Origin of the sequence: Limimaricola cinnabarinus LL-001 (assembly GCF_000466965.1) — a bacterium.
Classification (GTDB): domain Bacteria; phylum Pseudomonadota; class Alphaproteobacteria; order Rhodobacterales; family Rhodobacteraceae; genus Limimaricola; species Limimaricola cinnabarinus.
Genome location: NZ_BATB01000003.1, coordinates 104,070 through 123,950 on the forward strand (window position 1 = coordinate 104,070; position 19,881 = coordinate 123,950).

19 protein-coding genes and 1 pseudogene are annotated in these 19,881 nt (G+C 68.1%); 8 read left to right on the forward strand and 12 right to left on the reverse strand.

Annotation, left to right across the window (positions count from 1 at the left end):
- Positions 1–2: 2 nt before the first annotated feature.
- On the reverse strand, positions 3–602 hold the full coding sequence (locus MBELCI_RS02275) for a copper chaperone PCu(A)C (RefSeq protein ID WP_021692526.1): 600 nt from the start codon (positions 600–602) through the stop codon (positions 3–5).
- A 190-nt stretch (positions 603–792) separates the two neighbouring features.
- On the opposite strand from MBELCI_RS02275, the gene MBELCI_RS21445 reads away from it, so the two are divergent.
- Genes MBELCI_RS21445 through MBELCI_RS02285 form a run of 3 tightly spaced genes read left to right on the forward strand, consistent with a single transcriptional unit; the run spans position 793 to position 2,755 of the window.
- Complete coding sequence (locus MBELCI_RS21445; RefSeq protein ID WP_235047553.1) at positions 793–1,311, forward strand: hypothetical protein; 519 nt, start codon at positions 793–795, stop codon at positions 1,309–1,311.
- 14 nt (positions 1,312–1,325) lie between these two features.
- Complete coding sequence (locus MBELCI_RS21450) at positions 1,326–1,808, forward strand: hypothetical protein (protein ID WP_235047554.1); 483 nt, start codon at positions 1,326–1,328, stop codon at positions 1,806–1,808.
- Entirely contained in the window at positions 1,805–2,755 is a 951-nt protein-coding gene (locus tag MBELCI_RS02285; RefSeq protein ID WP_021692528.1) for an NAD(P)-dependent oxidoreductase, read from the forward strand. Before MBELCI_RS21450 ends, MBELCI_RS02285 begins: the two co-directional genes overlap by 4 nt.
- Here the strand turns inward: MBELCI_RS02285 and MBELCI_RS02290 are convergent.
- Positions 2,752–3,294 carry a L,D-transpeptidase gene (locus MBELCI_RS02290; RefSeq protein ID WP_021692529.1) on the reverse strand — a complete coding sequence of 181 codons (543 nt, stop codon included), beginning with the start codon at positions 3,292–3,294 and terminating at the stop codon, positions 2,752–2,754. The genes MBELCI_RS02285 and MBELCI_RS02290 overlap by 4 nt on opposite strands.
- A 66-nt stretch (positions 3,295–3,360) precedes the next feature.
- Complete coding sequence (locus MBELCI_RS02295) at positions 3,361–3,561, reverse strand: heavy-metal-associated domain-containing protein (RefSeq protein WP_021692530.1); 201 nt, start codon at positions 3,559–3,561, stop codon at positions 3,361–3,363.
- A gap of 173 nt (positions 3,562–3,734) precedes the next feature.
- On the opposite strand from MBELCI_RS02295, the pseudogene MBELCI_RS02300 reads away from it, so the two are divergent.
- Both MBELCI_RS02300 and cueR read left to right on the forward strand, forming a co-directional pair.
- Positions 3,735–6,185, forward strand: a pseudogene (locus MBELCI_RS02300) (heavy metal translocating P-type ATPase).
- Positions 6,182–6,568 (forward strand): Cu(I)-responsive transcriptional regulator, encoded by a 387-nt coding sequence (cueR, locus tag MBELCI_RS02305; protein WP_021692534.1) that lies wholly within the window; start codon positions 6,182–6,184, stop codon positions 6,566–6,568. The pseudogene MBELCI_RS02300 and the gene cueR overlap by 4 nt, the downstream one beginning before the upstream one ends.
- A gap of 4 nt (positions 6,569–6,572) precedes the next feature.
- On the opposite strand, the gene MBELCI_RS02310 is transcribed toward cueR, so the two are convergent.
- The 4 genes from MBELCI_RS02310 to MBELCI_RS02325 all read right to left on the reverse strand — a co-directional run bounded on the left by MBELCI_RS02310 (position 6,573) and on the right by MBELCI_RS02325 (position 11,061).
- On the reverse strand, positions 6,573–8,069 hold the full coding sequence (locus MBELCI_RS02310) for a replicative DNA helicase (protein WP_021692535.1): 1,497 nt from the start codon (positions 8,067–8,069) through the stop codon (positions 6,573–6,575).
- 212 nt (positions 8,070–8,281) lie between these two features.
- Positions 8,282–8,956, reverse strand: coding sequence for an orotate phosphoribosyltransferase (locus MBELCI_RS02315; RefSeq protein ID WP_021692536.1), 675 nt, complete (start codon positions 8,954–8,956; stop codon positions 8,282–8,284).
- Between the two features lie 24 nt (positions 8,957–8,980).
- On the reverse strand, positions 8,981–10,033 hold the full coding sequence (pyrC, locus tag MBELCI_RS02320; RefSeq protein ID WP_021692537.1) for a dihydroorotase: 1,053 nt from the start codon (positions 10,031–10,033) through the stop codon (positions 8,981–8,983).
- A 74-nt stretch (positions 10,034–10,107) separates the two neighbouring features.
- Positions 10,108–11,061, reverse strand: coding sequence for a hypothetical protein (locus MBELCI_RS02325; protein ID WP_021692538.1), 954 nt, complete (start codon positions 11,059–11,061; stop codon positions 10,108–10,110).
- Between the two features lie 246 nt (positions 11,062–11,307).
- Here MBELCI_RS02325 and MBELCI_RS20665 point away from each other — a divergent pair, with 246 nt between their 5' ends.
- Positions 11,308–13,566, forward strand: a complete 2,259-nt coding sequence (locus tag MBELCI_RS20665) for an OmpA family protein (RefSeq protein WP_021692539.1) — start codon at positions 11,308–11,310, stop codon at positions 13,564–13,566.
- 103 nt (positions 13,567–13,669) lie between these two features.
- Positions 13,670–14,644, forward strand: a complete 975-nt coding sequence (locus tag MBELCI_RS02335; protein WP_021692540.1) for an XdhC family protein — start codon at positions 13,670–13,672, stop codon at positions 14,642–14,644.
- 56 nt (positions 14,645–14,700) lie between these two features.
- On the opposite strand, the gene infC is transcribed toward MBELCI_RS02335, so the two are convergent.
- Positions 14,701–15,246: a translation initiation factor IF-3 gene (gene infC / locus MBELCI_RS02340; RefSeq protein WP_369385339.1), complete on the reverse strand. Its 546-nt coding sequence runs from the start codon at positions 15,244–15,246 to the stop codon at positions 14,701–14,703.
- 179 nt (positions 15,247–15,425) lie between these two features.
- On the opposite strand from infC, the gene MBELCI_RS02345 reads away from it, so the two are divergent.
- Positions 15,426–16,019 carry a hypothetical protein gene (locus tag MBELCI_RS02345; protein WP_021692542.1) on the forward strand — a complete coding sequence of 198 codons (594 nt, stop codon included), beginning with the start codon at positions 15,426–15,428 and terminating at the stop codon, positions 16,017–16,019.
- A 105-nt stretch (positions 16,020–16,124) separates the two neighbouring features.
- Here MBELCI_RS02345 and MBELCI_RS02350 read toward each other — a convergent pair whose 3' ends face one another.
- The 4 genes from MBELCI_RS02350 to MBELCI_RS02365 are packed head-to-tail and all read right to left on the reverse strand — an operon-like array spanning position 16,125 to position 19,880.
- Positions 16,125–16,955 carry a ferredoxin--NADP reductase gene (locus MBELCI_RS02350; protein WP_021692543.1) on the reverse strand — a complete coding sequence of 277 codons (831 nt, stop codon included), beginning with the start codon at positions 16,953–16,955 and terminating at the stop codon, positions 16,125–16,127.
- Between the two features lie 52 nt (positions 16,956–17,007).
- On the reverse strand, positions 17,008–17,415 hold the full coding sequence (locus tag MBELCI_RS02355) for a DUF934 domain-containing protein (RefSeq protein WP_021692544.1): 408 nt from the start codon (positions 17,413–17,415) through the stop codon (positions 17,008–17,010).
- Between the two features lie 49 nt (positions 17,416–17,464).
- Positions 17,465–18,208 (reverse strand): phosphoadenylyl-sulfate reductase, encoded by a 744-nt coding sequence (locus MBELCI_RS02360; protein ID WP_021692545.1) that lies wholly within the window; start codon positions 18,206–18,208, stop codon positions 17,465–17,467.
- Positions 18,198–19,880 (reverse strand): nitrite/sulfite reductase, encoded by a 1,683-nt coding sequence (locus MBELCI_RS02365; protein ID WP_021692546.1) that lies wholly within the window; start codon positions 19,878–19,880, stop codon positions 18,198–18,200. The genes MBELCI_RS02360 and MBELCI_RS02365 overlap by 11 nt, the downstream gene beginning before the upstream one ends.
- Position 19,881: the final 1 nt, after the last annotated feature.

Consider the following 19,881-nt stretch of genomic DNA (forward strand, 5'->3'; position numbering starts at 1 on the left):
CCTTATTCGGCGGCGGGTGTCGCCATGTCGTGACCCATGTCGCCATGATCCATGTCGCCGTGATCCATCGCGTCGTGGGCCATGCCCTCATGGTCCATCGCCTCGCCGTCGGCGCCGCCACCATGCATGTCGCCGTGGTTCATGCCCCCCTGCGGGTCGGCCCCCGGGCGCTGCTCGACCACGAACTCGACCGCGACCTCGCCCGCCTGCTCGAAGATCAGCGTCGCCGGAAACCGCGCGCCGGTCTCGAAGGGGCCTTCGAGCCCCATGAACATCACATGCCCGCCCATGCCGGGGGCAAGGGTCACCGTTTCGCCCGGGGCGATCACCACGCGGTCGAGCGGTTGCATCGTCATCATGCCGTCCGTCTCGACCGAGCTGTGCAGCGTCACCTTGGGAAAATCGGCCTCGACCCCGATCAGCGCGTCGGGCTCTTCGCCGTCGTTGCGGATCGTGAAGTAGCCCGCCCCGGTGGTGGCGTGGGTCGCGGTCTCGATCGCAAAGGGGTGCAGCACGGTCAGGTCGCCGGTCTGGAAATCATGCGCCTGTGCGGCACTGGTCAGGCCGAGGGCCAGGAAAAGGGCGAGGGGGCGGAGCATCATGGGATTGTCCTTGGATCAAGCACGCCTCGGGGGTGCCATGTGCCCATATCAGCGCCAAACCGGCACAAAAAGCGGCCCTTCGTCGCAGCCCCGCAGGGCGCGCGGGCCGCTGCGCATTGACCTCGGCCCCTTCCTCTGCGCCTGTGTCGGCCTAATCTGAGGCAGCATAGAGATGCGAGGGGCAGGGACCATGACACAGCCATCCGCACGACACGACGCCACGGCGCTCGCGCCCTTCGTGGGCGCGGTGGCGCGCGGGCCGGGGCGCGGCCGCCACCTGACGCGCGAAGAGGCGGCTCAGGCGCTGCGGCTCATCCTCGACGGCACCGCGGCACCCGAGGCGGCGGGCGCGCTGCTGATGGTGATGCGCTACCGCGGCGAGAACGCCGACGAGATCGCGGGATTCGCCGACGCATTGGCAAGCGGCGAGGACTGGCGGCAGGCCGCGCCCGCCCTCGACTGGCCCTCCTATGCCGCCGGCCGCACGCGCGGCCTGCCGTGGTTCCTGCTCGCGGCCAAGCTGGTGGCCGGGGCGGGGCACCGCGTGGCGCTGCATGGCTGGAACGCGCATCGCCACGAGATCCGCGATGCGCTGCCGGGTCTGGGCATTCCCGTGGCCGAGACGGGCGACGCCCTCGCACGCGGCTCGACGCCCGCTCCATCGCCTATGTCCCGCTCGAAGCCTGGTCGCCCGGCGGTCACCGGCTGATCCGCCTGCGCGAGGTGTTCGGACTGCGCTCCTGTATCAACACGGTGCTGCGCGTCGCCAACCCGTTCGGCGCGGGCGCGCAGGTCCAAGGCGTGTTCCACCCCTCCTACCGGGGGCTGCAGACCGACACGGGTGCGCTCATGGGTCAGCGCAACCTGATGATCCTCAAGGGCGCGGGCGGCGAATTCGAGCGCAACCCCTCCAAGGAGATCGAGCTGTTCGGACTGCTCGACGGCGAAGAGGTCGATCTCACCGCGCAGGCGCTGCGCGACGAGACCCGTCGCCTGGCCGATCCGGGCGGTCAGCCGCAGGATTTGCGCCGCCTCTGGACCGGCGAGATCGACGACGCCTTCGCCACCGCGCTGGTCACCGGCACGGCAGCGCTGGCGCTACTGGCGCTGCGCGCCGCGCCCGGCCTCGCGCGGGCCGAGGCGCTGGCCGAGGCGCTGTGGCAGGCGCGCGATCGCGACGCGTTGCCGGGCGGGATCGCGGCATGAAGGCCTTTCCGATGTTTCTCGCCACCACGGGTCGGCGCATCGTGATCCTGGGCGGCGGCGAACAGGCGGCGCAGAAGGCGCGGCTGGTGATCCGCACCGACGCCGAGATCGTCGTCGCCGGGTTCGATTTCGACGACGAGCTGCGGGCTCTGGCCGAGGAGGGGCGGGTGCGCCTCGCCGATGCGCACGAGATCCATGCCGATCTGTTCGAGCGCGCCGCCATCGTTTTCGTCGCCACCGGGTCCGCCGGGGCCGACGGGGCGCTGCACGCGCTGGCCAAGGCGCTCGGCGCGCCGGTAGTGAATGTGGTCGACCGGCCCGCGCTGTGCGACGCGCTGACGCCTTCGATCGTCGACCGCGATCCGGTGGTGGTGGCGATCGGCACCGAGGGCACGGCCCCGGTGCTGGGCCGCCAGATCAAAACCGCCATCGAGACAATGCTGGAGCCGCGCCTGGGCGCTCTGGCCGCTCTCGCGGGCAGGATGCGCGGCGCGGTGGGCCAGAAGCTCTCGGCCCGCGCGCGTCGCGATTTCTGGGTCTGGGTCTTCTCCGGTCCGGTGCGCAGCGCCCATGCGACCGGCTCCGAACGCCGCGCGGCGCAGCTTTTGAAGGCGCGGCTGGAGGAGGGACCCGGTCCCGTCGAAGGCTCCATCGCCTATGTCGGCGCGGGGCCTGGCGACGCGGATCTTGTGTCCTTGCGCGGGGTGCGCCGGATGCAGGAGGCGGATCTCGTGGTGCATGGCCCCGATCTCGCCCCCGGCATCCTCGAACTGGCCCGCCGCGACGCGGAGCGCAAGGTCTCGGGCGACCCGGTCGCCGACGCGCTGAGCGCCGCCCGCGAGGGCAGTCGCGTCGTGCTGCTCGTCCCGGGTGCCGGGGCCGAGATGCCGGCCGATCTCGCCTCTCTCACCGACCTCTTGGTCGAGCACGTGCCGGGGATCGGTTAGACCACGGTGACGTGGCTGCCGATGGCGACGTTCTCGTAAAGCGCCATCACGTCCTCATTGCGCAGCCGGATGCAGCCATTCGACACCGAGGAGCCGATGGTCTCGGGATTGGTGGTGCCATGGATGCGGTAATAGGTGTCGCGCCCGTTGCGATAGAGATAGAGCGCCCGCGCGCCGAGCGGGTTCTCGGGGCCGCCGGGTACGCCGTCGGCGTATTGCGCGTATTTGTCGGGTTCGCGCGCGATCATGTCGTCGGTGGGCCGCCAAGACGGCCACTCCGCCTTGCGCTGGATCACCGCCGCGCCCTTGAATTCGAGGCCCGCGCGGCCGACGCCGACGCCGTAGCGCATCGCCACGCCGGGGCGGCGGATGTGATAAAGGTGGTAATCCTCGGGGATCACGTAGATGTCGCCCGGTATCAGCCCCGGATGCACCCGCACCTCGGTAGGAAGATAGACCGAACGGTCATGCGCCCGCGCCGTGTGCGCGACGGGCGCCATGAGCCCGGCAAGAAGCAGGCTGCGGCGTGTGATGGTCATCTGGTCCTCCTCATCGGTCCCATTTGCACGATCCCCCGACGTTCCGGTCGGTGTCCCGAGGCCGTCTCAGCCCGCGATCTGCGCCGGGTAGCCCGCTTCGGCAAGCTTGGCGCGCACCGCCTCGTCGGGGGCCGCGCTTGCGATTTCGGCGGTGCGGCTGTCGAGATCGACCGCGACGGTGGCCGAAGGGTCGAGCTCGCGCATCGCTGTCTCAACGGCGGCGCGGCAGTGGCCGCAGTTCATTTCGGGGATGGAGTAGCTGGTCATCGAAGCCTCCCTTTGGAGCGTGTGTCCTCGATATGAAGGGGCGCGCGGCGGCTCGGTCAAGCGCCGTGGGGCTGTTATCCGATGACAGCCCCGGTGACCCCTTGACCTTCCCATCACAGGAACCCTTATCTGACGGGTCAACCTCGACCGAAGGCCCCTCGAAGGATTTCCGGATGACCGTCCAGCCGCTCTCGTTCCAGATCGACAACATGTCCTGCGCCTCCTGCGTGGGTCGGGTGGAGCGCAGCCTGCGCGCCGTGCCCGGCGTGACCGAGGCGCGGGTGAACCTCGCCGCCGAGCGGGCCGAGGTGCAGGGCGGGCAGGCAGGGGAGCTGGTTCAGGCGCTCGAACGCGCGGGCTATCCGCCGCGTCGCGAGACGGTTCGCCTGCGCGTCGAGGGCATGAGCTGCGCTTCTTGCTCGGGCCGGGTCGAGCGCGCGCTTGCCGCCGTGCCGGGCGTGCTGGCCGCGCGGGTCAACCTTGCCGCCGAGACGGCGGAGGTGGAACGCTTCGCCGGATCGGCGGCGATGACCGATCTCGTCGCGGCGGCACAGGCGGCGGGCTATGCCGCGCGCGACGCCGAAAGCCGCCCCGCCGAGGCCGAGGCCGAGGATCGCAAGGCCATGGAGCCACGGGCTTGCGCCGCCGCACATGGATCGCGGCGGCGCTGACCCTGCCGGTGGTGGTACTGGCGATGGGCGCGCATGTGATCCCGGGCTTCACATGGCGATCGAAGGGTCGATCGGCATCCGGGCCAGTTGGCTGATCCAGTTCGCGCTGACGACGCTGGTGATCGCCTGGCCGGGGCGGATCTTCCTGACCCGGGGTCTTCCGGCGCTTGTGCGCGGCGCGCCAGACATGAACAGCCTTGTGGCGCTGGGCACGCTGGCGGCATGGGGCTATTCCACCGTCGCCACCTTCGCGCCGACCTTGCTGCCCGAAGCCGCGCGGACCGTCTATTTCGAGGCGGCGGGCGTCATCATCACGCTGATCCTGCTCGGTCGGGCGCTCGAAGCGCGGGCCAAGGGCCGCACCGGGGCCGCGATCCGGGCGCTGATCGACCTGCAATCGCCGGTGGCGCGCGTCGAGCGCGACGGCGAGACGGTCGAGATCGCGACGGAGGCGCTGCTGCCCGGTGACGTCATGCTGGTGCGTCCCGGCGACCGCATCGCCGCCGATGGCGAAGTCGTCTCGGGCGAGAGCCGCGTCGACGAGGCGATGCTCACCGGTGAACCGCTCCCCGTGGCCAAGCGCGCGGGCGACGCCGTCACCGGCGGCACCGTCAACGGCACCGGCGCGCTGCGTGTGCGGGCCACGCGCGTCGGCTCCGAGACGCGGCTGGCGGGGATCATCCGCATGGTTGAGGCCGCGCAGGGGGCCAAGCTGCCGATCCAGGGCCTCGTCGATCGCATCACACTGCGTTTCGTTCCGGCCGTGCTGGTGTTGGCGGCGTTGACCGTGGGCGCGTGGCTGCTGTTCGGGCCCGCGCCCTCGCTCACTTACGCGCTGGTCGCCGGGGTCTCGGTGCTGATCATCGCCTGCCCCTGCGCGATGGGCCTCGCGGTGCCGACCTCGATCATGGTGGGCACCGGGCGCGCGGCCTCCCTCGGGGTGCTGTTTCGGCGCGGCGATGCGCTGCAGGCGCTCGACGGGGTCGGGATCGTGGCCTTCGACAAGACGGGCACGCTGACCGAGGGCCGCCCGGCTCTGACCGACATCTCCGCGCTGGCCGGCGTCGACGAGGATGCGATGCTGGCCGATGTCGCGACGCTCGAAACGCAATCCGAGCATCCGCTCGGCGCGGCGATCGTGGCCGCCGCCGGCGCGCGCGGGCTGTCGTTGAAGCGGGCGCAAAGCGTCGAGGCGGTGCCGGGGCGCGGTCTCAGGGGCCGGATCGGCGACCGCGCGCTGCTCGTGGGCAACGCCCGGCTGCTGACCGAGGCCGGGATCGACGCGGCACCGCTCGCTGACCTTGCCCGCGCCCATGCTGAGCGGGGCCGCACGCCGGTCCTCGTCGCCATCGATGGCAGGCCGGTGGCCGCACTCGCCGTCGCCGATCCGGTGCGCCCGGAGGCGCGGGCCGCCGTCTCGGCGCTCAAGGCGATGGGCGTCGAGGTGGCAATGATCACCGGCGATGCGCGCGCCACGGCGCAGGCCATCGCGGCCGAACTGGGCATCGACCATGTCGAGGCCGAGGTGCTGCCCGAAGGCAAGCTCGCCGCCGTCGAGGCTTGCGCGCGCGCGGCTCCGTGGCCTTTGTCGGTGATGGCATCAACGACGCGCCCGCGCTCGCGGCGGCGGATGTCGGCATCGCCATGGGCGGCGGCACCGAGGTCGCGATCGAGAGCGCCGAGGTGGTGCTGTCCTCGGGCCGCATCGGGGCGGCGGTCGATGCGCTCGCGGTGAGCCGCCGCGTGATGCGCAATATCCGCCAGAATCTCGGCTGGGCCTTCGGCTACAACGTGGCGCTGATCCCGGTGGCGGCGGGGGCGCTCTACCCGTGGAACGGCATGCTGCTGTCGCCGGTGTTGGCGGCCGCGGCGATGTCGGTGTCGTCGGTGCTGGTGCTGTCGAACGCCCTGCGGCTGCGGAGCATGACATCCGTGATGGGAGAGACGGCATGAACATCGGAGAGGCCGCGAACCGCGCGGGGCTGCCCGCCAAGACGATCCGCTACTACGAGGAAATCGGCCTAGTCTCGCCGCCGCGCGACGCCAACGGCTACCGCCGCTTTGGCGAGAAGGAGGTCCACAAGCTGGCCTTTCTCGCCCGCGCGCGGGGCCTGGGCTTCTCGATCGAGGACTGCAGGATGCTGCTGTCGCTCTACGAGGACCGCGCCCGCGCCAGCGCCGAGGTCCGCGCTCTGGCCCAGCGGCATGCGGGCGAGATCGACGCACGGATCGCGCAGCTCGAACAGATGCGCGCGACCTTGGGCGATCTGATCCATGCCTGCGCGGGCGACGAGCGTCCCGATTGCCCGATCCTGAAGGATCTGGCCGGGCAGTGACGCCTCAGAAGTCGCGCGGTGCCGCGCCGTCCTGCCACGGCTTGATGAGGTTGCCGAACCGGGTGAACCGGCCCTCGAAGCTCAGATCGACCGAGCCGATGGGGCCGTGGCGCTGCTTGCCGATGATGACCTCGGCCTTGCCGTGCAGGCGCTCCATCTCGTCCTGCCAGACCGCCATCTTGTCCATCTCGTGGTCGCCCGGCTTCTCGCGCTCCTTGTAGTATTCCTCGCGGAACACGAACATCACCACGTCGGCGTCCTGCTCGATCGAGCCGGATTCGCGCAGGTCCGAAAGCTGCGGGCGCTTGTCCTCGCGGTTCTCCACCTGACGCGACAGCTGCGATAGCGCCACCACCGGCACGTCGAGCTCCTTGGCGATGGCCTTGAGGCCCTGGGTGATCTCCGACACTTCGTTGACGCGATTCTCGCCCTTGCCGGTGCCCTTCACCAGCTGCAGGTAGTCCACGAAGAGCGCGTCGAGCCCATGCGTCCGCTTGAGCCGTCGCGCCCGCGCGGCAAGCTGGGAGATCGGCAGGGCCGGGGTATCGTCGATGTAGAGCGGGCAGCTTTCGAGCTGCTTGGCGGCATCGACGAAGCGGCGGAACTCAGTCTCGGTCATGTCGCCGCGACGGATCTGCTCGGAAGGCACTTCGGAGGCCTCCGACAGAATACGTGCCGCAAGCTGCTCGGCCGACATTTCGAGGCTGTAGAACCCCACGACGCCGCCATTGATCGCGCCTTCGGTGCCGTCCGGCGTGGTGCCGCGCTTGTAGGCCTTGGCGATGTTGAAGGCGATGTTGGTCGCAAGCGACGTCTTGCCCATCGACGGGCGCCCCGCGAGGATCAAAAGATCCGAGCGATGGAGCCCGCCGAGCTTCTTGTCGAGATCGACGAGCCCGGTCGAGACGCCCGCGAGGCCGCCATCGCGCTGATAGGCGGCGTTGGCAACCTTCACCGCATCGGTGACGGCGCGCAGGAACGACTGGAAGCCGCTCTCGGCGCTGCCCTGCTCTGCCAGCTTGTAGAGCTTCTGCTCGGCCTCGACGATCTGCTCCTTGGGCTCGGATGAGACCTCGACCTTGGCGGCGCGGTCGGCGATGTCGCGGCCCAGCAGGATCAGCTCGCGCCGGATCGCCAGATCGTAGATCATCTGCGCATAATCGCGCGCGGCAAAGCCCGAGATCGCGGCGCCCGCGAGGCGCGCGAGATAGGCAGGGCCGCCCAGTTCCTTAAGCCCCTCGTCGTCTTCGAGGAATGTCTTGAGCGTGACGGGCGAAGCCAGCGCGTTCTTGGCGATGCGCTGGGCCGCCACGTCGAAGATGCGGGCATGCACGGGATCGTAGAAATGATCCTTCGACACGATCATCGCGATCCGGTCGAACACGTCGTTGTTGGTGAGGATCGCGCCCAGAAGCTGCTGCTCGGCCTCGATCGAATGCGGCATCTGGTCCGGCTTCGCCTCTTCGAGCGCACCCGGACGGAATGTCGTGATCTCGTTCATCGCATCTACCCCATGGCCCCGCGCGCCGTGCCCGCGGCGCGTATCGTCGCTGATAGACGGCGACGGGGCGGGGACGCAACTTGTATAAGGCTGTGGATAAGCGGTGGAGAAGTCGCGTCCTGCCACATCTTGGCCCGAGGTTGCCCCTCAGGTCAACATGTGGTTGACGCGGGGGGAGGGCTTGTCGGCCATTGCTGGCTGACCGTCACCTCTCAGCCACGGGCCGCGGCCCAGCCCGCGGGATTGCGCAGGTAACGCTCGACCTCGTCGAGGGTGGCGGTGTCGAACGCCTCGCTCCGGCGCGCCTCGGCCAGAACGTCCCACCACGTGCACAGGTGGATGAGGCCGATGCCCTTCTCGGCCAGCGCCTCGGTCACGCCCTCGAAGATGCCGTAATAGAAGATCACGGCGGTCCAGTCGCACGACGCTCCGGTCTCGCGGATCGCCTCGACGAAGCTCAGCTTCGAGCCGCCATCGGTGGTCAGGTCCTCGACGAGGATCGCGCGCTGACCTTCGGTCATCACGCCCTCGATCCGGGCATTACGGCCATAGCCCTTGGGCTTCTTGCGCACATAGGTCATCGGCAGGGCCAACCGCTCGGCGATCATCGCGCCGAAGGGGATGCCCGCGGTCTCGCCGCCCGCGACGTTATCGAAGGCCTCGAAACCCGCCTCGCGCATGATCTGAACAGCCAGGAAATCCATCACCGTGGCGCGAATCCGCGGAAACGAGATCAGCATGCGGCAATCGACATAGGTCGGGGCCTGCTTGCCGGAGGCGTGGGTGAAAGGCTCGGTCGCGTTGAACTTCACCGCGCCGATTTCCAGCAGCATCCGCGCGGTCAGCCGCGCGATCTCGTCCTTCGGGGGGTAGCCGGTGGGGATCATCTCGAACTCTTCGTCTGTGGGGGATCAGTCTTCGACGCGCCAGTGCAGCGCGAAGCCCGGGTCGAACACCGTAACAGGGCCGTCGCCGGTCTCGATCCGTTCGGGATAGGTCACGGGTGCGCCCCGGACCAGCGTGATGGTGTCCTCGTTGACGGGCAGCTTGTAGAAGCGCGGCCCGTTGAGCGAGGTGAAGGCTTCGAGATGGCTCAGCCGTCCCGCCGCCTCGAACACCTCGGCGAGGCACGACATGGTGTTGGGCGCAGTGAAGATGCCCGCGCAGCCGCAGGGCTGCAGCTTGGCCGGATCGCTGTGCGGCGCGCTGTCGGTGCCGAGGAAAAAACGCGGATCGCCCGAGACCGCCGCCTGCACCAGCGCCACGCGGTGGCGTTCGCGCTTGGCCACTGGCAGGCAGTAGAAATGCGGCTTGATGCCGCCTGCGAGGATGTGGTTGCGGTTGATGATCAGGTGATGCGTGGTGATCGTCGCGGCGAGGTTGCGCGGGCTGTCACGCACGTAATCCACCGCATCCGCCGTTGTGACATGCTCCATCACGATGCGCAGGTCCGGCGTCTTGCGGCGGATCGGTTTGAGCACCTTGTCGATGAACACCGCCTCGCGGTCGAAGATGTCAATCGCGCCGTCGGTCACCTCGCCATGCACGCAAAGCGGCATGCCGATCTCGGCCATCGTCTCGAAGACGGGCCGCACCTTGTCGAAATCGCGCACGCCGGAGGCCGAGTTGGTCGTGGCCCCCGCCGGGTAGAGCTTCACGGCGGTGGCGATGCCACTGGCATGGGCGCGACGCACCTCCTCGGGATCGGTGTCCTCGGTGAGATACAGCGTCATCAGCGGCGTGAAGCCCGATCCCTCGGGGAGGGCGGCGCGGATGCGTTCGCGGTAGGCCTCGGCCTGCGCGGCGGTGACGACGGGCGGCACGAGGTTGGGCATGATGATGGCGCGCCCGAAATGGCGGGCGCTTTCGGGCGCCATGGCCTCGAGCATCGCGCCGTCGCGCAGGTGCAGGTGCCAGTCATCGGGGCGGCGGAGGGTGATCGAGGTGGGGCGTACGTCTTTCATGGCCGCTGCCTTACACCGACCGGCCGGGCCTGACCATAGGTCACGATCCGCCCGGTCCCGGGGTCATTCGCGGATCAACTGGCGCGCGATACGGCGACGGGGATCGGCCGCGCCGGCTCTCCGAGCAATTCGAGCCTGCGGGCGTAGTGCTGCGCCTCGGAGGTGGTGAGCCCGTGGCGGCACAGCCGGGCCAGAAGCGCGGGCCGGTCCGCCGATTCGATCCGCCGCATCAGGCCGCGCAGATAGGTCGCGTTGCCACGACGCGCGCGCCACAGACGGGCGAAGGCGACCTTGTCGAGCCGGTCCTCCATCGCGAGATCCAGCAGCGGTGCGGCGACGCCGCCTTGATCGAGAATCTGTTCGAGCCGCGTGCCCGCATGGGCGGCGCGCAGTGCCGTGACGTTGGACCGCCTGTAGAGTGCCGCGTGGATCGCGTCGGCGGCATGGTGCGGGTCGTAAAGGACGGTCACGCGCGCGGCTGCGTCCACCATGTCGGGCGCATAGCCGTAGCGGCTGGAGAAATCGAGCCGACGTGCGCCCAGAAGGCGTCGGTCCCAACCCGCGATCTCGGGGTCCAGCGTGGCGAGCGGGCGCAACGCCAGCACCCGCGCGCCGGGGGCTGCGACCGAATAGGCGGCGGCGGCATAGCCCCCCGCATGATGCCCGTAAAACAGGACGCGATCGAAATCCTCGAAGAAGCCCTCGTCCACGAGGCGGTCGATATAGCCCCAGACCCGCGGCGCGCGGAACAGCCCGTCACCCTCGGAGATCAGCGCCAGCAGCGACCAACCATTGCGCGCCACCGCCTCGAAGCCGCGCGGCAGCGCCCGGGGGCTTCGGCGAATCGCATCGCGGGTCTCGAAGGTGACGAGCAGCTTCGGCCCTGCATCGACGAACAGGGCCGCGTGTTCAGGGCCCAGCCGCTCGTAATAGCCATGCGCATCACCGATCCGGTCGAGCCTTTCATGCCAGTCCTGCGGGGTCAGGCCGCTCAGATCCTCGTCCAGAACGGGCATGGTTTCGGTCATCTGGCGCTCCATGGCTGGGGACGCGGGACAGGCTGTCCCATGGCTGTTCAAAATCCTGCGCCATTGCGGCGGAAGTTGGCAAGGCAGGTGCTCAATTTCCGTCGCGACCGGCGGCCTGTCGCCCAATGTCTATGCGGTGTTATTGCATAGCCGAGGGGGGCGATGGAACTGGGGACGGTGCCGGAAGCGTTGCCTTGCCGACGCCATCGCCGCGGTCCGCGGAGACCGGCCCGAGAGGAGAATAGAATGAAGCGTACCTATCGAACCAGCACGGCCCTCGTGGCCAGCCTGTCGCTGATGATGCCCTATGGAAGCGCGGTCGCCCAAGCTCAGGGCGCGTCGGGTCAGGGCGATGGCGCCGGACCGCTCGTCTGCCTTGACGGCGCCGTGCCGCCCTGCGCTCAGGATCCGCAAACGGGCACGCCGCTGCTCGATCTGCCGATCGAGACCTTGCGGGCGTTGGCGGTCGAAGACCGTCTCGATGCGGCGCTGCTGACGGAGTACGGCCTGTCGATCGATCTGCTGCGCGAAGGCTCGGATGATGATCTGCGCCAAGCCGTGGCCGATGCGCGCGCTGCCGCGATCGAGGCCGCGAATGCCGCGACGGCTTCCGCCAACGTTGCCGACACCGTCCCTGCGACGAACGAGAGCGATGTTCAGGCCGAGAGCGGGGCCGAGGCTCCGGGTATGGCCGATGCTGGGGCAGCAGAGGCCGAAGCCACCACGGAAGCCACTGCAGGAACCGCTGCGCAAGACGACGCCCGCGCTGCCGATCTGCAGGCCGAACTCGAAGCTCAGGCCGCGGCGCAGGCCGAGACCGAGGCTGCCGAGCAAGACGAGGCGCTCGAAGCAGCCTCCGAAGCCGAGGCGGAGCAGAACGCTGCTCGTGCAGCCGAGGAACAGGCTGCGGCTGATGCCCAGGCCGCCGCTGACACTCAGGCTGCCGCGGACGCCCAAGCTGCCGCAGACGCCCAAGCTGCCGCTGACGCTCAGGCCGCCGCTGACGCCCAAGCTGAGACTAACGCTCAAGCTGCCGTTGACGCTCAGGCTGCTGCGGATGCAGATGCGGCTGCAAAAGCCGAAAATGCTGTTGAGGCTGAGGCTGCCGAAGCTGCCGATATGAACAGCGAAGCCCGCAAGGCCGAAAAGCAGGCGGATCTGGAGGCCGCGATGGCGGCGCAGCTCGAAGCCGAGACCTCTACCGAAGCTGAAGCCGAGACCTCTACCGAAGTTGAAGCCGAAACCATGGCCGAAGCCGAGACTGAGACTGAGGCGCAGAACGAGATCACGGCTGAGACCGCCGATGAAACTCAAGGCGATGCGGCGCAGATGACCGAAGAAGAGCGGGCCGAGCGTCGGGCCGAACGTGCCGAGCGTCGCGCCGAACGCCGCGCCCAGGATGATCTGGAAGAAATCGATCCCACTGCCGAAGAACCTCAGCAGGAGGTGGCCGCTGCCGCCGCTGCCAGCGCCGATGCCGAGGCTGCCGAGGTCGTCGAGACCGAGATCGACGAGGAGAACTCGCGCCAGAGCGACGAGGAATTCGCCGCTTCCGTGAGCTCCGATGCCGACGCCGCCGCTGCGGTTGAGAGCGATGATGATGACGGTCTCTCCAACTTCCAGAAGGCGCTGCTTCTGGGCATCGGTGCCGTGACCGTGGGCTCGCTGCTCAACAACAACCGTGAGGTCGTGGCCAACACCGGCGACCGCGTCGTGGTCGAGGGCGACAACGGTCTCGAGATCTACCGTGACGACGACGCTCTGCTGCGTCAGCCCGGCGCCGATCTGCGCACCGAGACCTTTTCGGACGGCTCCTCGCGCTCCACACTGACGCGTGAGGACGGCACGCAGGTCGTGACGATCCGCAACGCGCAGGGCCAGGTCCTGCGCCGCAGCCGGATCTTTGCCGACGGCACCGAGGTCGAGCTTTTCGACGATCTCGCCCAGTCCGAGCCCGTCGACGTGCGCAGCCTGCGCGAGATAGAGCCCGCGCCGGTCAACCTGTCGGCAGCCCAAGCTGACCGGGCGGCGCTTCTCGAAGCCCTGCGCGCCGAGCAGGCGGTCGATACCGGCCGCAGCTACTCCCTGCGTCAGGTGCGCGAGATCGAAGCGGTTCGGGCGCTGGTCCCGGCGATCGACCTCGACACGCTCACCTTCGCGTCGGGCTCTGCTGCGCTGCGCCCCGAACAGGCCGCGACCCTCGTGGATCTGGGCCTGACGATCGAGGACCGGCTGGCCGAGAACCCCCGCGAGGTGTTCCTGATCGAAGGCCACACCGATGCGGTCGGCAATGACGCGTTCAATCTGGCGCTGTCGGATCGCCGCGCCGAAACGGTGGCTCTGGCGCTGACCGAGAACTTCAACATCCCGCCCGAGAACCTCGTGGTCCAGGGCTATGGTGAGCGGTTCCTCAAAGTGCAAACCGAAACCGACGAGCAGGCCAACCGCCGCGCCTCGGTTCGCCGGATCACGCCGCTGCTGCAGCAGGTCGCCTCGGCGCAGTAATCCGATCACGGCGATATGACGCGATACGGCAACGGGCCGCCCTTCGGGGCGGCCCGTTCGCTTTGCGGCTTGTCGCATATTTGGCGGAGGTTAGCTTGGCTGCATGACAGATGCATTCCCCGATATCCCCGCCATCGCGCTCGACTGGCACCGCGCGGGACGAGGCGCCGCCCTAGCCACCGTGATCGAAACATGGGGCTCGGCGCCGCGCGCGGCGGGCAGCCAGCTCGTGGTTGATCGGTTCGGCGCGATGGAAGGCTCGGTCTCGGGCGGTTGCGTCGAGGGCGCGGTGGTTACCGAGGCCATGGCCGCGATCGCGGATGGGCTGTCGCGCCTGCTCGATTACGGCGTGGCCGACGAGGACGCCTTCGCGGTGGGTTTGGGCTGCGGCGGGCGCATCCGGGTGCTGGTCGATCCGGTCGGCGGAGCCATGGACGAAGCGCTGCTTGCCGATCTGGTGGCGGCGCGCGCGCAGCGGCGGCCGGTGGCGCTGGTGGTCGATCTGGAGGGCGAGCGGCGGGTGCTGGAAGGGCCCGACGCCCATGCCGAGCGTTTCGCGGGCGACCAATCCGGCATCGATCCCGACGGACGCTTCGTCGGGTTGCACAATCCGCCCTTGCGGCTTGTGGTGGTCGGGGCCGTGCATATCGCGCAGGCGCTGGTGCCGATGGCGCGTATCGCGGGCTTCGACGTGGCCATCGTCGATCCAAGGGACGCCTTCGCAGCGCAGGTACGGTTTCCCGGCGCGCGATTGATCCATGATTGGCCGGATGCGGCGCTGGGGGCGCTCGCCCCGGATGCGCGCACGGCGGTGGTCACGCTGACGCATGACGCGAAGATCGACGACCCGGCGCTTCGGGCGGCGCTGGAGTCGCGGGCCTTCTATATCGGTTGTCTCGGCTCAACGCGCACCCATGCCAAGCGGCTCGAACGTCTCGTGGGCGAGGGAGTGTCCGGGCTTGAGCGGCTCGACGCGCCGGTGGGGCTCGATATCGGAGCGCGCGGCCCGGCCGAAATCGCGGTGTCGATCCTTGCAGGGATCGTCGCTGCGCTGCGGCGCCCCGGAGCGACCCTCTGATGAACGAAAGGCCACCCCGTCGGGTGGCCTTTCCTGTCGATAGGGTAGCGATCGGCTTATTTCTGGATCGGGCCGATCATCATGACCATCTGGCGGCCTTCCATCTTGGGCATGTTCTCGACCTTGCCGATCTCGGACACGTCCTCGGCCACCCGCTCGAGCAGCTCGCGACCCAGTTCCTGATGCGCCATCTCGCGGCCCCGGAAGCGCAGCGTGACCTTGACCTTGTCGCCGGTCTCGAGGAAGCGCAGAACGTTCCGCATCTTCACGTCGTAATCGTTCGTATCGGTGTTGGGGCGGAACTTGACCTCCTTTATCTCGAAGGTCTTCTGGTTCTTGCGCGCCTCGGCCTCTTTCTTCTGCGTCTCGTACTTGAACTTGCCGAAATCCATGATTTTGCAGACCGGGGGCACGGCATTGGGCGAGATCTCGACAAGATCGAGACCGGCCTCCTCGGCCAGCGCCAAGCCACGCTCGGGGCTGACGACGCCGACATTCTCGCCGTTCTGTCCAATCAGTCGGATTTCGGCCACGCGGATACGATCGTTGACGCGGGGGCCGGTGTCGCGCGTGGGGGGCGCGTTATGAGGTCTGCGGGCTATGGTGCACGTCCTTCGGTTGTTCGATTGGGTAGGGCGAAAGGTAGTCGCCCCGGTAGTGCGTTTCAAGCTGCAAAACAAGGCCATTTGATACCCTGCGCTTCCCTCGCGCCATGGCATCTGCCATATCGTGCGCTATGTGGGCCGACAAAGGTTCAGGATTTTCAACAAGGATGAGCACAATGATGAAAATTGTCGGCATCATCGTCGCCGCGGTGCTCGCGGTTGTCGTGGTGACAAGCATCTGGGGCGGCGACGACGCCGAGGTCACAACGAACTCCGCGATCAATGACGACGGCATCGATCAACTGGCCGAACCCCCCGCCGCCGATATCGTGGATGAAGAGGCCGAAGCGCCCGCCGCCGATATCGAACCCAATGATGAAATGGGCGAAATCACCCCGCCCGAAGGGGACGTTGCAGCGGATGCCGAGGCCCTGACCGAAGAGGTCGAGGCCGAGACCATGCCCGCGCCCGAGGGCACCGAGCCGGTGGTCATGCTCGACGACGAGGCCTTGGCCGAAGAGGTCGAGAACGCCGCCGAAGCCGCAGCCGACACCGAGGTCGCCGGGACCAACGAAGGTCTCGCGATCCTCGAAGAGGCGTTGCGCCCCGAAAGCTTCGACTACGAGGCCGTGCAGCAGGCGATCTCCGACAGCGCGCTTGAGGTCACTCGCAGGGAGCAGCTGGCCAACGCGCTCGAACGCGCGCGTCGCTATCCCGCGATCCGCGATTCGCTGCTCGAGGACATTCGCGCCGAGCTGGGCGTCGAGTGATCGCAGCCGCGGCCCGCATGCCGGGCCGCGCCCCCCGCAATCGAAGACGCCGCGCGGAGCGATCCGCGCGGCGTCGTCGTTTCCGGCGTTCGTCCCCGGTCGGGATCAGCCGACGAAGGCCTTCTCGATCACGAACTCGGCCGGATCGGAATTGGCACCCTCGCGCAGACCCGCCTGTTCCAGAAGCGCCTTGATGTCGAGGTTAAAGCCGAGGCTGCCGCAGACCATCGCGCGGTCGGTCTCGGGATCGAGCGCCGGCACCCCGAGATCCGAGAACAGCTCGCCATTCTCGATGAGATGGGTGATGCGGCCCATCTTCGCGCTCTCCTCGCGCGTCGTGGTCGGGTAGTAGACCAGCTTGTCGAGGTTCTCCTCGCCGATCAGCTCGCGCAGCATCTCGTTGGTCTTGACGCTCTCCACCAGCTCGCGGCCATAGGTCAGCTCGGCCACGTCGCGGCAGGTGTGGGTGACGATGACCTGTTCGAACTTCTCGAAGGTCTCGGGGTCGCGCAGCAGCGAGGCGAAGGGCGCGAAACCGGTGCCGGTCGAGAACAGCCACAGCCGCTTGCCGGGGATCAGAGCGTCATGCACCAGCGTGCCTACCGGCTTGGGGCGCAGGATGATATGGTCACCCTCCTGAATGTGCTGCAGCTTGGAGGTGAGCGGGCCGTCGGCAACTTTGATCGAGTAGAACTCCAGCTCCTCGTCCCAGTTGGGGGAGGCGATGGAATAGGCGCGCATGAGCGGCTTGCCGTTGTCGCCCATCAGGCCGATCATCACGAACTCGCCCGAGCGGAAGCGCAAGCTCGCCGGCCGGGTGATCCGGAAGGAGAACAGGCTGTCGGTGTAGTGACGCACGGCGGTGACGACCTGCGCATCGGGAGATTGGGCCACGCGGGCGGCGTTGGTCTGGGTCACTGGGCTTTGCTCGGTCATGTCTTTCTCGCTCGGCTCGAATAGGGGAGGGGGCGGGCGGCGTAAAGGCGGCTCAGCCGCGCAGCCGCGCCTGATAGTCGTGGGCTTTCCAGTCGGCGCGGGCCAGCCACTGATCCTCGGGCTGGCGCTGGGCCAGATCATCGGAGATCTCGACCTCGTCGAAACCCGAACGCCGGGCCATGGCGTATTGATCCGCGATCACGTGACCGGTCGCGCGCAGCCGACCGGTAAAGCCCAAGGAGCGCAGGTCGCGCCCATGGGTGAAGCCGCGCCCGTCCGAAAAGGCGGGGAAGGTCACGCGGATCGCCGCGACCTCGCCCAGCCGACCCACCAACGTGCGCGGATCGTCGGCGGGCGCGATCTCGATCGCGGTGTCCTCGGCGCTCGCCTCGGCCAGCGGCACGAAGCCGCCTTCGAAATCATCGGGGTCAAAGCCCTTGTCGGTCACGATCACGGTCATCTCATCCTCTCGGGGCCGCGCCCCTGTCTGCTTGCGGTCCGGTGCGGTTTCAGGCGTCGGCGGGCTTGCCGCGCACCATTCTGCCATTCACGAAGTGGATGCCGCATTCTTCCTTGTCGCTGTCGCGCCAGCGCCCTGCGCGGGGGTCTTCGCCCGCCGCCACCTTGCTGGTGCAGGGCGCGCAACCGATCGACGGATAGCCTTGGGCCACCAGCGGGTGCCGCGGCAGGCGGTTCTCGGCGATATAGTCCTGCAGGTCGCTGCTGGTCCAGTGGGCCAGCGGGTTGATCTTGATCCGCAGGTCGTCCTCGTTCTCGAAGAACTCCAGCGCCGCGCGGGTCTTGCCCTGGTAGCGTTTGCGTCCGGTGATCCAGCTGTCGAAACCGGAAAGCGCGCGCTGAAGCGGCTCGGTCTTGCGGATGGCGCAGCACAGATCGGTGTTCGAACGATGCAGCAAGTTCTCGGGGTCATGCTCGGCCAACGCCTCGGGACGGGCCTTGATGGTCCGCATGTCGGTAAAGCGCAGCCGCTCCGCGAGATCCTGCTGATAGGCGAGGGTCTCGGGAAACAGCATCTCGGTGTCGACGAAAAGCACCGGCGTGGTGCGATCGATCACCGAAACGAGGTGCAGGAGCACGACCGATTCCGCACCGAAGGAGCTGACCATGGCGATCCGCCCGAGCGCATGCTCGGACAGGGCCTTTTCAAGCACCGCCGTCGCCCCATGGTGGCGGTAGCGGGCGTTCAGCTCGGCGACGGTCTCGTCGATGCGATGCGGCGTCTCATGCAGCATCGGCCCGCTCCCGTTTCGCCTCTTGCTCGGGATAGAGCACCGACTTGAACGGCGCGGGCCCGAGGCGGCGATAGGCGGCGAGGAACGTCTCGTCGGGGCTTGAGCGCAGGTCGAGATAGCCCAGCACCAGCCGCTCGACCGCAGGCACGATCTCCTCGGCCGAGAAGCCGGGGCCGGCACGCTCGCCGATGCTCGCGGTTTCGTCGCCCGAGCCGCCCAGCGTCACCTGGTAGTTCTCGACGCCGGCGCGGTCGAGGCCGAGGATGCCGATATGGCCGACATGGTGATGGCCGCAGGCGTTGATGCAGCCCGAGATCTTGATCTTGAGCGGGCCCACGTCGTGCTCGAGCTTCAACTCCTCGAAGCGCAGCGCGATCTGCTGGGCCACCGGGATCGAGCGGGCGGTGGCCAGCGCGCAGTAATCCATGCCGGGGCAGGCGATGATGTCCGACACCAGCCCGATATTGGCGGTGGCGAGGCCGTGCTCGCGCAGCTTGGCGTGCAGCTTGGGCAGGTCCGATTTGTGGACATGCGGCAGGATCACGTTCTGCTCGTGGCTGATGCGCAACTCGTTATGGCCGTAAAGATCGGCGAGATCGGCCAGCACGCGCATCTGCTCGGCGGTGGCGTCGCCAGGCGTCTCGCCATGCTTTTTGAGCGAGACCGAAACGATGGCATAACCTTCGGCGCGATGCGCGGTCAGGTTGGTGTCGGCCCATGAGCGGAACAGCGCATCGGCGGCATAGGCGTCGTCGTAGGCTTTGAGCGGTGCGTTGCGCCACGCGGGCGGGGCGAATTGCGCGCGGATCTCCTCGAAGAGCTTCACGTCCACGCCCGAAAAGGCGGGCTTGGTGCGGGCGAACTGCTCGTTCACCGCGTCGCGGAACGCCTCGAGGCCGTTCTCGAAAACGGTGATCTTGATGCGTGCCTTGTACTTGTTGTCGCGCCGGCCCAGCAGGTTGTAGGCGGCAACGATCGCCTCGCAATAGGGCAGCAGGTCGTCTTGGGAGACGAACTCCTCGATCACCTTGCCGATCATCGGGGTCCGGCCGAGACCGCCGCCCACGAGCAGCTTGTAGCCGATCTCGCCATGGGCGTTCTTAACGATCTGGATGCCGATGTCATGCGCTTGGATCACCGCGCGGTCATGCGCGGCGCCGGTGACGGCAATCTTGAACTTGCGCGGCAGGAACTGGAATTCCGGGTGATCGGTGGACCACTGGCGCAACAGCTCGGCCACGGGGCGCGGATCGGCGATCTCGTCGGCGGCGGCACCGGCGAAGTGATCGGCGGTCACGTTGCGGATCGTGTTGCCAGAGGTCTGGATCGCGTGCAGGCCGACATCGGCCAGCGCCTGCAGCATCTCGGGCACGTCGCGCAGCGCCGGCCAGTTGTACTGGATGTTCTGACGGGTGGTGAAATGGCCGTAGCCGCGGTCCCACTTCTCGGCCAGAAGCGCCAGCGTGCGCATCTGGTCGGAATTGAGCGTGCCGTAAGGGATCGCCACGCGCAGCATGTAGGCGTGCAGCTGCAGGTACAGCCCGTTCATCAGGCGCAGCGGACGGAACTCGTCCTCTGTGAGCGAGCCGTCGATCCGGCGTTCCACCTGGCCGCGAAACTGGTTGACGCGCTCTTGGACGAAGGCGCGGTCGAAGTCGTTGTAATGATACATG